Source organism: Streptomyces sp. NBC_01317 (genome assembly GCF_035961655.1).
GTDB lineage: Bacteria > Actinomycetota > Actinomycetes > Streptomycetales > Streptomycetaceae > Streptomyces.
Window position 1 is genome coordinate 7386860 of record NZ_CP108393.1, and the last position, 13071, is coordinate 7399930.

At 72.6% G+C, this 13071-nt stretch carries 15 protein-coding genes; 6 read left to right on the top strand and 9 right to left on the bottom strand.

The genetic code is table 11. The features are described 5' to 3' along the window. The first annotated feature begins 4 nt into the window (after window positions 1–4). The gene (locus OG349_RS32060) at window positions 5–1306 is read left to right on the top strand and encodes an MFS transporter (RefSeq protein ID WP_327237913.1); all 1302 of its coding nucleotides are present in this window, start codon (window positions 5–7) and stop codon (window positions 1304–1306) included. Beyond that, on the top strand, window positions 1303–2325 hold the full coding sequence (locus tag OG349_RS32065) for a TolB family protein (RefSeq protein ID WP_327237914.1): 1023 nt from the start codon (window positions 1303–1305) through the stop codon (window positions 2323–2325). Before OG349_RS32060 ends, OG349_RS32065 begins: the two co-directional genes overlap by 4 nt. Before the next feature lie 6 nt (window positions 2326–2331). On the opposite strand, the gene OG349_RS32070 is transcribed toward OG349_RS32065, so the two are convergent. Then, a complete protein-coding gene (locus OG349_RS32070) occupies window positions 2332–2460 on the bottom strand; it encodes a hypothetical protein (protein ID WP_327237915.1) in 129 nt (42 codons plus the stop codon). Window positions 2461–2525: 65 nt separating this feature from the next. Between OG349_RS32070 and OG349_RS32075 the strand changes: the two genes are divergently transcribed. Next, entirely contained in the window at window positions 2526–3026 is a 501-nt protein-coding gene (locus tag OG349_RS32075) for a hypothetical protein (protein WP_327237916.1), read from the top strand. An 857-nt stretch (window positions 3027–3883) separates the two neighbouring features. On the opposite strand, the gene OG349_RS32080 is transcribed toward OG349_RS32075, so the two are convergent. The 6 genes from OG349_RS32080 to OG349_RS32105 all read right to left on the bottom strand — a co-directional run bounded on the left by OG349_RS32080 (window position 3884) and on the right by OG349_RS32105 (window position 7573). After that, window positions 3884–4525 (bottom strand): MBL fold metallo-hydrolase, encoded by a 642-nt coding sequence (locus tag OG349_RS32080; protein ID WP_327237917.1) that lies wholly within the window; start codon window positions 4523–4525, stop codon window positions 3884–3886. 92 nt (window positions 4526–4617) lie between these two features. Beyond that, window positions 4618–5052: a MarR family winged helix-turn-helix transcriptional regulator gene (locus OG349_RS32085; RefSeq protein WP_327237918.1), complete on the bottom strand. Its 435-nt coding sequence runs from the start codon at window positions 5050–5052 to the stop codon at window positions 4618–4620. Window positions 5053–5090: 38 nt separating this feature from the next. Further along, a complete protein-coding gene (locus OG349_RS32090) occupies window positions 5091–5594 on the bottom strand; it encodes an FBP domain-containing protein (protein ID WP_327237919.1) in 504 nt (167 codons plus the stop codon). Between the two features lie 42 nt (window positions 5595–5636). Further along, a complete protein-coding gene (locus OG349_RS32095; RefSeq protein ID WP_327237920.1) occupies window positions 5637–6014 on the bottom strand; it encodes a MerR family transcriptional regulator in 378 nt (125 codons plus the stop codon). A gap of 45 nt (window positions 6015–6059) precedes the next feature. Next, window positions 6060–7103, bottom strand: a complete 1044-nt coding sequence (locus OG349_RS32100) for an MDR family NADP-dependent oxidoreductase (protein WP_327237921.1) — start codon at window positions 7101–7103, stop codon at window positions 6060–6062. A gap of 155 nt (window positions 7104–7258) precedes the next feature. Beyond that, window positions 7259–7573 carry a GNAT family N-acetyltransferase gene (locus OG349_RS32105; protein WP_442806342.1) on the bottom strand — a complete coding sequence of 105 codons (315 nt, stop codon included), beginning with the start codon at window positions 7571–7573 and terminating at the stop codon, window positions 7259–7261. Between the two features lie 150 nt (window positions 7574–7723). Here OG349_RS32105 and OG349_RS32110 point away from each other — a divergent pair, with 150 nt between their 5' ends. Together OG349_RS32110 and OG349_RS32115 are read left to right on the top strand one after the other, a co-directional pair. Beyond that, window positions 7724–8593: an alpha/beta fold hydrolase gene (locus tag OG349_RS32110; RefSeq protein ID WP_327237922.1), complete on the top strand. Its 870-nt coding sequence runs from the start codon at window positions 7724–7726 to the stop codon at window positions 8591–8593. Window positions 8594–8662: 69 nt separating this feature from the next. Continuing rightward, window positions 8663–10174 carry a dihydrolipoyl dehydrogenase family protein gene (locus OG349_RS32115; RefSeq protein WP_327237923.1) on the top strand — a complete coding sequence of 504 codons (1512 nt, stop codon included), beginning with the start codon at window positions 8663–8665 and terminating at the stop codon, window positions 10172–10174. Between the two features lie 7 nt (window positions 10175–10181). Here the strand turns inward: OG349_RS32115 and OG349_RS32120 are convergent, their stop codons facing one another. Next, window positions 10182–11009 carry an alpha/beta fold hydrolase gene (locus OG349_RS32120; RefSeq protein ID WP_327237924.1) on the bottom strand — a complete coding sequence of 276 codons (828 nt, stop codon included), beginning with the start codon at window positions 11007–11009 and terminating at the stop codon, window positions 10182–10184. A 179-nt stretch (window positions 11010–11188) separates the two neighbouring features. Beyond that, a complete protein-coding gene (locus tag OG349_RS32125) occupies window positions 11189–12568 on the bottom strand; it encodes a hypothetical protein (protein WP_442806438.1) in 1380 nt (459 codons plus the stop codon). A gap of 391 nt (window positions 12569–12959) precedes the next feature. On the opposite strand from OG349_RS32125, the gene OG349_RS32130 reads away from it, so the two are divergent. Further along, window positions 12960–13049 carry a potassium-transporting ATPase subunit F gene (locus tag OG349_RS32130; protein ID WP_327237925.1) on the top strand — a complete coding sequence of 30 codons (90 nt, stop codon included), beginning with the start codon at window positions 12960–12962 and terminating at the stop codon, window positions 13047–13049. Window positions 13050–13071: the final 22 nt, after the last annotated feature.

Genomic DNA, 13071 nt, shown 5'->3' on the forward strand with positions numbered 1-13071 from the left:
CCCCGTGTACCTCGCGGACTCCCGCGGCAGCAAGGCCCCCGCCGCCCCGGACACCGGCATCCGTCCGGGGCGGCGGGCGCCCGCCGTGCCCGGCACCGTACTGGCCCTCGGCGCGGTCAGCCTCATCACCGACATCTCCTCCGAGATGGTCACCGCGGTCCTCCCGCTCTACGTGGTCGCCGCCCTCGGACTCTCCCCCCTCGGCTTCGGCCTGCTCGACGGCATCAACAACGGGGTCGGCGCGCTGGTCCGGCTGGCCGGCGGCCACCTCGCCGACCGCGGCGGACGGCGGCACAAGGTGGTGGCGGGGATCGGTTACGGTCTGTCCGCGCTCTGCAAGCCCCTGCTGCTGCTCGCGCACACGCTCCCCGTGATCAGCGCCGTGCTCGCCCTGGACCGCACCGGCAAAGGCCTCCGTACGGCACCCCGGGACGCGATGATCTCGCTGTCGACCCCGCCCGAGCGCCTGGGCAGGGCGTTCGGGGTGCACCGCGCCATGGACACCACCGGCGCGCTCCTGGGTCCGCTCGCCGCCTTCGCCGTGCTCCGGGTCACCGTCGACGGGTACGACGCGGTCTTCGCGGTCAGCGGGTGTGTCGCGGCGCTGGGCGTCCTGGTGCTCGTGCTCTTCGTACCCCGGCAGGTCGCGTCACGTCACCCCGCCACCCGGCCGGACGCCGGCGAACCCGGTGACCCCGAGCGCCGTGCCACGCTGCGCGACTCGGTCGCCCTGCTGCGCCGGCCCGCCCTCCGGCGGCTCACCCTGTGCGCCGTGCTCCTCGGCCTCACCACCGTCAGCGACTCCTTCCTCTACCTGCTGCTCCAGCGCGAACTGCGCCTGCCCGTCCACCTGTTCCCCCTGCTGCCGCTGGGCACGGCCGCCACCTTCCTGCTGCTGGCCGTGCCGATGGGCGCGGTCGCCGACCGCGTGGGACGGCGCCGCCTCTTCCTGGCGGGACACGGATTCCTGCTGCTGGGGTACGGGTTGGTGCTCCTCGCGTCCCGGGACGCCGGCGCGTCCGTGGTGGTGGCTGTCCTCGTACTGCACGGCGCGTTCTACGCGGCCACCGACGGAGTGCTGGCGGCGGCCACCGCCCGTGTGGTCCCGGCGGAACACCAGGGCGCGGGGCAGGCCCTGGTGGGCACCGGCCAGGCGCTGGCCCGGTTCGTCTGCTCGCTCGCCTTCGGCGCGGCCTGGACCCTGTGGGACGGCCGGACCGCCCTCGCGGTCACCGCCGCCGCGCTCGTCGCCGCCGCCGTCGCGGCCTCCTTCGTCCTCCGTACCGCCGAAGAGGTGCCCGCATGACCCGCACCACCCGCCTGGTGATCCTCTTCGTCGCCGTCCTGCTGCTCGGCGCGGCCGGCACCGGCGCGGTGCTGCACGCCGCGAACCGTTCCGGCGAGCGGAACCAGGAACAGGCGGGCGGCGCGCCCGTCAGGAGCGGTACGGTCACGCTCCGGCCGGACACCGGTCGCCGCCTCCTCGTCCGCAACCTGGCCTGGGGGCCGCACCGCGACGAGATCGCCACCGTCCCCGCCTCCCGCCCCGACGGACCGCGCACCGTCTCCGGCGTGAAGTGCCTGCGCTTCCACGCCGCCGCCGGGACCGGCATCTGCCTCCAGGCCCGGCGCGGCGCGCTGGAGGACACGTACCGCGCGGTGGTGCTCGACGCGGACCTGCGCGAAGTACGCCACTATCCCGTCGCCGGCATCCCCACCCGGGCCAGGGTCTCGCCCTCCGGACACCTGGTCGCCTGGACGGTCTTCGTCAGCGGCGACTCGTACGCGGGCACCGCCTTCTCCACCCGCACCTCGATCGCCGACGCCCGTACGGGGGCGATCGACGACAACCTGGAGACGTTCGCGGTCGTCAGGGACGGCCGCCCCTACCACGCCTCCGACGTCAACATCTGGGGCGTCACCTTCGCCGACGACTCCCGCTTCTACGCGACGCTGGCCACGGCCGGGCAGACGTACCTGGTCCAAGGGGACCTGACGGCGCGGACGTTGACGACCCTGCACCGCAACGTCGAGTGCCCGTCGCTCTCGCCCGACGGCAGCCGGATCGCCTACAAGAAGCGCGTTCCCGGCGCACCGGCCGACGCGCCCTGGCGGCTGTACGTGCTCAATCTCCGCGACATGACGGAGACCGCCACCGCCGAGCGGCGCGACGTGGACGACCAGGCGCTGTGGGCGGACGGCTCCACACTCGTGTACGCGCTGCCGGGCGACTACGGCTCCGACCTGTGGACGGTCCCCGCCGACGGCAACGGAGCCCCCCGGCGCCTGATGCGGTCCGCCGTCGCCCCCGCCTACCTGGGCTGACGGGGGTCAGTTGTCGCGGCTGAGCGTGCCCGTCGCGGTGATGGAGCCGGTGATCCCGTAGAGGAGCCGTTGCCCGAGAGGTGCCGCCGCTGCGTGCGGAGTGAGGCCCGGTACGTGGGTCCTGCGTGGTTCCACGACGATGCCCGCCCCAGGTCCGGCCCGCCGGACGGACACACATGACGGCGGGATAGCGTGCCGGGATGGGAGATCGCACAGTGGAACCGGGCCCCGGGCTCTGGGAGTACGCGCTCGCGGCGGCGGACGAGCTGGTGCTCTGGCACCTCGGCACCGCTGCCGCACGGCAGGACCGGGCCGAGGAGGTCCAGGAGCATCACGGCCCCGTGGTGGTGCTGCTCGCGGCGGCCCTCCACGACCGCGCTCTCGCGGCGGACCTGGCAGGCACCGGCCTCGACCGCGTGGAGCTGCCGGCCGCGTACCAGGTCCTCGAATCACACGCCGTCTCCGCCGTCGAGGCGGCACCGGCCGCCGCGGGGCTCGGCGGCGAGCAGCGCGAGCACCTGCTCGCCGCCCGCGAGACCCCGGCGTTCGACGTCATTCGTACGGCCGCCCTGCGGGTCCTGGCCGGGCACCTCGCGGACGGCGGCCCTCTGCTCGCCGACCGCGCCGGCGCGCTCGCGGCGGAGGGACGCGCCCGTCGGCTGAGGCAGCTGGAGCACCGGGGCCCGGCCGGCGCGGTCTGACCGCCGTCCGCTCTTCCTGAGAAGCCGGCGGACCTTCTTCGGGGCGGACTCGCGGACCTGTCAGGACATGCGTGAAGAGCGCCTGCTGGTTCACGTCTCCGAGGGACAGGCAGTCGGGGCGGTCGTCCAGCAGCGCCAGGTCCGCCCACCCGCGCGACACGATCACACGGCGTCCGAGCGCGCGGGCGGTCCGGATCATCGTCCCGCTGAGGTCGTGGGGCGCGCGGATGCTGCCGAAGCCGAAATAGACGGGCGGCTCGCCGGCGTCGAGGAACTTCTCCACCTCCGGTGAAAGGGGCCGCTCGTCCGGCAGGATCCAGGCGCCCGTGGGGACCACTTCCAGCTCCGCCGGTTCCTGCCAGGGCGCCGGCGTCGGGTCGGCGGCCGGCCAGGGCGAGTCGGTGAAGATGTGGTCCCGTACGTCGGCGACCGGCGACCGGCGACCGGTGGGAGTTGACGGCCGGTCCGATGGTGCTGTTCCAGCGTTCCCCGTCCTCGGCCCAGAGGGTACGGGGATCTGCCGTGCCGGGCCCGGGAGTCGGCCCGCGCAGGGACATCGGCGGAGGCGCGTGGTACGGGGACGGCAGGGTGACGGGGCAGTAACTGGCGTAGAAGTACGGGATTCCCAGCTGCTCGGCCGGGTCCGACGGACGCGAACGGGATCCCGAGCGCACGGGCCCCCTCCCGGAAGTCGGGCGGCGCGCACCGCCGGACATCCTCACCGAGGGCCCTCAGCCGCACCGCCGGCGCCGTCAACGGCTGGACCTCGCCCCGCGATCCGATGGTCGACAGCGGCACCCGCATGAGAACTCTCCTCCTGGAAATTGAAGTGGCGGGAAGAGCCGTCACCGGTACGGTCACACCATCAGCGACTCCCCCGGGGCGAGGATCGTCAGCGCCGTTCCCGTCAGGCCGCCCTCACCCAGAATCGCCGCGGTGGACTTCTGCCCCAGCTCACTGAGCAGCAGTTCGTGGATCTGGACCACCCGCCGCGGCTTCACGGCGCGTACGTAGTCCGCCGCTTCACTGAGCTTGGTCCACGGTCCACTGGTCGGCAGCAGCAGCGTCCCGACCGGCGCGCCTGGTACGTGGTACGAGTCGCCGGGGTGGAAGACCGTACCGTCGACCAGGTAGCCGACGTTGTCCGCGATCGGGATGTCCGGGTGGATGGGGGCGTGCCGCTCCCCGTCGACCGCGACGGAGAAGCCGCCGACGGTGAACGTGTCCCCGGCGGTCACGGCCGTCACCCGGCCGGCGCGCTCCCCGAGCTGTGCCGTCACGACCGCGGGGCCGAAGACCACCAGGCCGGGCCGTGCGTCCAGCGCCTTGGAGATCAGCTCGGCGTCGAAGTGGTCGGCGTGCTCGTGCGTCACGAGCACCGCCGCCGCGCCCGCCACCGCTTCCTCGGCCTCGGGGGTGAACTTCCCCGGATCGAGTACGAGGGTCACGCCGTCCTTCTCCAGGGCGACGCAGGCGTGGGCGTACTTGGTCAACTTCATGGTGGCTCCTCACGGACGGCGGCGAACTGTACAACCCGAGTGTACAACTTGGCTGTATAAGGCGATCCGGAGAGGGGTGCTGAGGGGGCCCGCTACCCCTGCCCGTCCTCGTGCGCCGCCAGCTTGTCCAGCAGGCCGGGCAGCGCCTCCAGCTGTCGGCGCTCGTCCGCGTCGAGGGCCACCGCGATGGCGCCCGCCATCCAGTCGCGCCGGGCCCGGCGGTCGGCCTCGACGGCCTCGCGCCCGGCCTCCGTCAGGGCGACCAGGACGGCCCTGCCGTCCGCCGGGTCGGGGCGGCGGCGCACGTAACCGAGATCTTGCAGCTCCAGCACGGTACGGCTCGCGCTCTGGTGCCGTACGCCGCGCCGCTGGGCCAGCGCCGCGATCGTGGCGTCGCCCTCACGGCTGAGCAGGCCGAGTGTGGACGTGTGGGGCCCGCTCAGCGAGTCGGCGTGCGCGCGGGTGACCCGTACGAAACGGCCGATGGACTCCCGCAGCCGGTCGGCCAGGATCTCCTCGTTCTTCATGGAGCAATAATACAGCCTAGCTGTATATCTGCGCCCGCTCAGCCCGCGGTGACCCTCGCCGCGAAGGCGTCCAGGTTGCCCGACATGCGCGCGAGCCGTTCGTCCAGGGTCAGGGACTCCTCGTACCGCCCGGCTCGCAGCCTCGGCTGCCGCTTGCCCCGTACGTACAGCGGGCAGGCGAGGTCCGCGCAGATGTACGTGCCGACCGTGTTGCCCTGGCGGCCCTGGGCGCCCGCCAGCGGGGCGACGAGCAGGGCGACCCCGGACGAGGCGTGGCCCGTCAGGCAGATCTGGCACAGGCTGGACTTCACCACGCTGGTGCGGTTCACGGAAGGGACACGCAGGGAGATCCCCAGCGGCCCCCGCGCCCCGGGCAGGACGAGATGGGCCCGCAGCGGCGCTCCCGGATCCACCCACCCCAGGAAGTCCAGGTCGTCCCAGGGCAGTTCGGCGAAGTCGAGCGGCAGCCGCAGCCGGGCCGCCTCGCCCTTGGTGCTGTTCACGAAGGACGAGCGGATCTGGTTCTCACTGAGTGGTTCCACGGGCGTCGACCCTATGCCCGCCCCCGACGTGCCCGCATCGCATTATTCGCCCGGTGCGCGGCCGGTCTGCCGGGCGAGGCGGTCCCGCAGTCGGGTCAGTCGGTCGATCTCCGCGTCGAGGGCGGCGAGCCTGCGGCCGACGATCTCCGAGGTACGGGCCCCGGGCTCGGCGGAGCCGCACCGCTGCGGCGGGTCCTGGGCCAGCAGGTCGATGCGGTCCGCGAAGCCGCGCAGATCCTCGACCGTGAGCCCGAGCGCCAGCAGGTCGCGGACGACCCGGACGCGGGCCACCTCACCAGGACCGTAGTCCCGCTGGCCGGAAGCCGTGCGTACGGGCGGGGGCAGCAGCCCGCGCTCCTCGTAGAACCGCAGTGCCCTGGGCGTCGTCCCCGCCGCCGCTGCCGCGTCACCTATCCGCACCCTGCCCCCGCCCCCCGCCGCCTTCTCACCACGGCTTCGTCACCGTCACAACTCCACGACCACGGCCCCGAAGTGCCGTCCTTCCATCAGTTCCGCCAACGCCTGCGGGGCCCGCGCTATGCCGGGGATCCGTACGTGCGGAAAGCCGATCTCACCGGAGCGGAGCCAGCCGCCGAAGCGCTCGGTCCACTCCGCCTCCACCTCGGGGTGGTCCGCGCCGCTGTAGCCGCGTACGGAGATGCCCCGGACGACGATCCGGAACGCGTCGATCTCGGTCGGCGCGCTGCCGCCCCGCCGCGCCGCCGACAACTGCCCGGAGAGCGCGCCGACCAGCGCGAAGCGCGCTCCCTGCCGGGCCGCGCCGAGCGCGGCGGTCAGCTGCTCGCCCCCGACGGTGTCCAGCAGGACGTCGATCCCGTCGGGCGCCACCTCGGCGAGCCGCGCCGCGAAGGGCCCGGCTCCCCGCGGTACGACGGCGTCGTAGCCGCACTCGGACACCAGCCGCTCCGCCTTCTCCGGCGAACGGGTACTGCCGATGACCCGCTCCGCGCCCAGCAGCCGCGCGATCCGCCCGGCCAGCGAGCCCACCGCCCCCGCCGCGCCGGTGACGAGGACGGTGTCGGCGGGACCGACCCGGGCGAGCCGGGTCAGCGCGCCGTACGGGGCCGACCCCTGGGCGAGGTGGGCGACCGGGTCCGGCAGCACGCCGTCCAGCGGCGTGCACCCGGCGACGGGGAGCAGGGCGTGCTCCCGCCAGCCGAGCAGGTGGGAGACCGTGTCGCCGGGGCGCAGCGGGCCGTCGTCCGCCGCGGCGACCACCTGGCCGACGGCCGGCCCGAACAGGGCGTCACCCGGGTGGAGCGCGGGCAGCGGGACACCGTCGACCTCCCCGCCGATGAGGGTGCGCAGGCCGGGAAAGACGAGGAAGTGGCTGTTCCTGACGAGCACCTGCCCCGGTCCCGGCGGCGGAAGAGGCACCTCGGTGAGGGCGAAGTGTTCCGGAGCGGGCAGCCCGGGGGGCGCGGCGACGAGCCGGATCTCGCGCGTGACGGCGGGGAGGGCAGGGGGAGTGGGCAGGGCTGTGGTCATGGCCGGACTCCTGGACGGTACGGCGCGGCGGAGCGGTACGTGTCCGCCGCGAGAGCCCGGCGACGCTAACCCCTGACGCGCACGTCAACGTCAAGACACCTTCTCAGGACACCTCCTGAGGAAGCGCCCCTGACCACCCTCCTAGGACGGCGTCCTCAGTCCGTGACCCTGCTGCGGTTCTGGTACGCCAGGTCCAGGTATTCCGGGTGCCGGCTCATCCACGACGAGATGAAGGGGCACGTCGCCAGGACCGGGAGATCCCGGGTCCGCGCGTCGTCGAGAACCGCTCGCGCCAGTACGCCGCCGACGCCCTGGCCCTCGTACTCCCGCTCCACCTCCGTGTGCGGGTAGACCACCAGGTTTCCCGTACGGATGTAGTCGGCGAAGCCGGCCGGCCGGCCGTCCACGCGGGCCTCGAAGCGGTGGAGCTCCTCGACGTCCTTCACGGTCACGAACACGGTCTCCGACACGCTGTCTCCGTACGCTGGTGGGCCTCAGGCGGGCGGCCCACGCCGGGCGGCCCGCTCCTCGTCCCATCATCCCGCCCCGGCGGGCCCGATTGCGGAGGGTCCTGCCCCGGCGCACGCTGGAAAGTGGTGCAAGCAGCGAAGTGAGGCGTCATGACCCCTTCCATCGTTCACCACAGGACGGCATCCATTGACGGTCTGGACGTGTTCTACCGGGAGGCCGGTGACCCGGCGAACCCGGCGATCCTGTTGCTCCACGGCTTCCCGTCCAGCTCCCACATGTTCCGCGACCTGATCCGCGCGCTGGCGGACGACTACCACCTGGTGGCACCCGACCACATCGGCTTCGGCCGTTCGGCGATGCCCCCCGTCGACACCTTCGACTACAGCTTCGAGAAGCTGACGGAGGTCACGGAAGGGCTGGTCGCCCACCTCGGGCTGGAGCGTTTCGCGCTGTACATCCACGACTACGGGGCTCCGATCGGTCTGCGCATGGCCAGCCGGCGGCCCGAGCGGGTCACCGCCCTGATCACGCAGAGCGGCAACGCGTACATGGAGGGGTTCACCCCCTTCTGGGACCTCCTGTTCGCCCACGCCAAGGACCGCGCTGCGAACGAGGCGGAGGTACGGAAGCTGTTCACCGTGGAGGCGACCCGCTGGCAGTACACGCAGGGCACGCCCCGGGACCGGCTGGACCGGATCGCGCCCGAGGCGTGGCTCATGGACCAGGCCGGCCTCGACCGGCCGGGGAACAGCGAGATCCAGCTCCAGCTCTTCTGGGACTACCAGTTCAACCTGGACCTCTACCCGGTCTTCCACGAGTACTTCCGCGCACACCAGCCCCCGCTCCTCGTCACATGGGGCGAGAACGACGAGATCTTCGGGGCGGCGGGCGCCGAGGCGTACCGGCAGGATCTGCCGAAGGGCGAGTTCCACCTGCTCGACGCCGGGCACTTCGCGCTGGAGACACACGGCGACGAGATCGCCGGACACATCGGTGACTTCATGGCGCCGTTCGTCTGAGGACCGTTCGCCCGAGCCCGTTCGCCCGAGCCTCACGAGATCCGAGCCTCACGAAAGGGGAAGCCGCCGATGGCAGGTTCCGTCGACCCCGACCGTACGGAATGGGACGTCATCGTCCTGGGAGGCGCCGCCGCCGGTGAGAACGCGGCCCAGTACGCCACACAGTTCTCCGATCTCGACGCGGTGCTCGTCGAGGCGGAACTGCTCGGCGGCGAGTGCTCGTACTGGGCGTGCATGCCCAGCAAGGCACTGCTGCGCCCCGGCGACGTCCTGGACACCGCGCACCACGTCCCCGGCGTCGCCGCCCTGGTGGAGGGCGGCACACTCGACGTCCCCGCCGTACTCGCCCACCGGGACACCGTCGTCAACCACCTCGACGACACGTCCCAGATCCAGTGGGCACTGGACACGGGCATCGACGTGGTGCGGGGGTACGGAAGGCTCGCGGGGGAGCGTGCCGTACGGGTGACCGGGCCCGACGGCGGCATCCGTACCCTGACGGCCCGTCACGCGGTGGTGGTCGACACGGGATCCACCAGCACCGTGCCACCGATCCCCGGCCTGGCCGGGGCCCGCCCGTGGACCTCACGGGACGTCACCCACCTGCACGAGGTGCCGCGCCGCGTCGTGATCCTCGGCGGAGGGGTGGTCGCCTGCGAGTCGGCGACCTGGCTCCGCTCGCTGGGCGTCGCCGAACTGACCCTCGTCTACCGCGACGACGGCCTCCTCCCGCGCTCCGAACCCTTCGCCGGGCGCATGGTCGGTGAGGCGCTGAGCGCCGCGGGCGTGCGGTTGCTGCCGGGCCGGGCGATCACCCAGGTGTCCCGGGAGGACTCCCGCGACACGGGGACGGGGACGCGGCACGGCGGCGAGGTCACATGCGTGCTGGACGACGGTACGACCCTGGTCGCCGACGAGGTGGTGGTCGCCGCCGGGCGCACCCCGAACACCGGGGACATCGGGCTGTCGTCGGTGGGCCGCCCCGACGGCGGCTATCTGGAGGTCGACCACCACCAGTCCGTGTGCGCCGTACCGGGCGAGTGGCTCTACGCCGTCGGCGACGCCTGCGGACGCGCGCTGCTGACCCACATGGGCAAGTACCAGGCGCGGGTGGCCGGCGAGGTCATCGCCGCGCGCGCCGCCGGACAACAGCCGGACAGCCGCGAGGACAGCCCGCTGAACGCCGCCGCCGGACATCGCGGCGCCCCGCAGGTGACCTTCACCGACCCGGAGGTCGGCTCGGCCGGCCTGACCGAGCGGGAGGCGCGCGCGGCGGGCATCGACGTCGAGACCGTGGAGTACGACATGGCCGGTCTCGCCGGTACGTACGTGATGCGCGAGGACTACACCGGCCGGGCCCGGCTGGTCCTCGACCGGGCCACGGACACCGTGGTGGGGGCGACGTTCGTCGGACCGGACATCTCGGACCTCGTCCACGCGGCGACGACGGCCGTCGTCGCGCGGATTCCGGTCCCCGTCCTGTGGCACGTCGTCCCCAGCTACCCCACCCCGTCCGAGGTCTGGCTCCGCCTGCTGGAGACGCTGCGGACGCAGCGCCGCGCCGGGCAGGTCAGCTCTTGAGGAAGGGTCAGCTCCTGATGAACGCCAGCAGGTCGGTGTCGAACTGCTCCTTGAACGGGCTCACGGACATCAGCCCGTGCGGCGCCCCGGGATAGACCTTGAGCGTCGCGTCCTTGACGATCTTCGCCGACTTGGGGCCCGCCGCCACGATGGGCACGATCTGGTCGTCGTCCCCGTGGATGACCAGGGTCGGAACGTCGAAACGCTTGAGGTCCTCGGTGAGGTCGGTCTCCGAGAAGGCCTTGACGCAGTCGTACGCGCCCTTGAACCCGACCTGCATCGACCACATCCAGAACGCGTCCCGCACGCCCTGCGAGACCTTCGAACCCTTGCGGTTCGCCCCGTAGAACTGCGCACTGAGGTCGGCGTAGAACTGCGACCGGTCGGCCAGCAGTCCGGCCCGGATGTCGTCGAAGGCCCCGATCGGCGTACCCTCCGGGTTGGCGTCCGTCCGGAGCATCAGCGGCGGGATCGCGCTCAGGAGCACCGCCTTGGCGACGCGGGACGTCCCGTGCCTGCCGATGTAGCGGGTGATCTCACCGCCGCCGGTGGAGTGGCCGACGAGGATCACGTCCCGCAGGTCCAGGGCCTCGATCAGCTGGGCGAGGTCGTCCGCGTACGTGTCCATGTCGTTGCCGTTCGACGGCTGTTCCGACCGGCCGTGCCCCCGGCGGTCGTGTGCGACGGCCCGGAAGCCCTCGCGGGCGACGAGGTGCATCTGGTCGTCCCAGGCGTCGGCGTTGAGCGGCCAGCCGTGGCTGAACACGACGGGCTGTCCCGACCCCCAGTCCTTGTAGTGGAGATCGGTTCCGTCGGTCGTGGTGAGGGTGCCCATGACGTGCGTTCCTTCCGGCAGAGGTCTGCGGATGCTGACACCCACCGGTCACCCGCTCAAGCCGACCCACCAGCGAGCCGCCAGACGTCCCGTATCGTGGTTCGTTCGGCCCACACACACGCCCGCCCGGCCGCAGTCGTGTCCGTGCGGCCGGGCGGGCGGGCGGGCGTGCCGTGCTGTCAGGGCTGGAGGGCGAACCGTACGGTCCTGGACTTCTTCCACTCCGCGTGGTCGAGATCCTTGGCCTCGGTCCCGTCCCCGTACAGATCCGCCGAACCGTTGTCGGTGATCAGCTGGACGCGCGGGTCCTGCGCGCCCGCGTCGGGAACGTCGACGATGGCCTCCCAGCCGCCCGGGTCGGTCGTGGGCAGGTCCAGGCGCTTGACCGGCGCGTGTCCCGCGACACCGTCCCAGGAGTAGAGGGCGTAGGGCGCGGAGTTGTCCTCGGCCGCCCAGGAGCCGGCGAGGAGAAGGAGCCCGCCCGAGGCGTCGCGTCGGATGTCCCGGACGCTCAGTCCGCCGAGGTCGAGCGTGACGGGCGTACCGAAGGCGGCGTGGACCTTGCCGCCGACGGACGTCGCGAGCTTGTCCATGTTGGTGACCGGGACCAGCAGCGCCTTCCCGCCGTTGGCCGGCGGCACGAGAGGCGCCCGGAAACCGACATAGGCGGTGGTGGTGCTCCCGGGGGCGAACTCCAGTCCCTCCGCGTTGAACCCGTCGATCTGCTTGGGAATCTGGCCGGACGCGGCGCCCGCCGCGAAGCCGTACCGGTTCTGGGCCGCCTTGTCCCAGGCGATCAGGTCCGCGCGCAGCCCCTGGTACGAGCCGGCGAGGGCCAGCTGGGTGTCGGCGCCGGAACCGGACACGGTGGTGGTGAAGAGCGTGGAACGCTCCGCCTTCACCTTGCCGTCCTTGTTGTTGCCCAGCGAGCCGTTCCAGTAGATGGTGTCGCCGACGCGGGTTCCCGCCTCGATGTCGATCTCGCCGTCGACCTTGAGCTGGGAGCTGAAGTCCCAGGTCTTCACCGGGGCGCCCGACGCGTCCCGCCGGTACAGGCGCAGGGTGTTGGACTCGTCGTCGGCCACCACCGCGTAGCCCCCGCCGGCGTCCACCGCCGCCGAGGCGTCGCTGGAGCCGGTGAAGTAGCGGGTGTCGGCGGGGGACCGCACCGCCGAGGACGCCGCGTAGTGCAGCTTCGTCGTGGCGGTCTTGCCGCCCGCGCCGGTGACCTGGATCGTCAGGTCGGTGTAGCCGGTGGCACGCGCCTGGACGGCTATCTCACGACTGCCGCCGGTGCCCGTGACGGTGACATCTCCCGTACCGGCGACCGAGGCGCGGGAACTGGCCGAGGCGCGGACCGTCAGCGTCGCCGCGTCGGTGGCCTGCTGCGCCACCCGCACCGTGACCGTCGGGTCTCCCGTCGCGCCCACCGCACCCGACACATAGGCGGTGGACAGGCTGATGGTGGGGGTGGCGGGGGCCGCCGCGGCGGCCGGGAGGGCGGCGGGTACGGAGAGACCGGCGACGAGCGCCAGCGTGACACCGCGACAGACCGCCAGGTGGCGGCGGCGGTCGGAGGACGCGGTACGGGACGCGGTACGGGACAACACCACGGTGAGGACCCTTCGTTGACGGCTCACCCGATCCGCGGACGAGCACACGGTCAACAGGATGGAGCAGCTGTTGATCATTCTGGGCGGGGTCGCGGTGTCCGGCCGGTGAACGGTGGGTCAAGGGAGGGCTTGTAGGAAAATCCGCCCGGCGAGGTCCGCCGGGCCCGGGGGCCGTGCACCGGCGTGTCACCGGCCGGCCGGGGCCGTGGTCGATAACGTCGGAGTCTCTCCCGACCGCTCCCCTGGGGGTACCGCACGTGGCGGATCTTGTCTTCGTCGTGGTCACTGTCGCCGTGTTCGCCCTGCTCCATCTGATCGCGAAGGGAGTGGGCCGGCTGTGAGCACCGACAACATCGTCGGGCTGTCGGCCGCGGCGCTGCTCGTCGTGTACCTCGTCCTCTGCCTGATGTTCCCCGAGCGCTTCTGACCGCGCCCGTACACCCCGAACG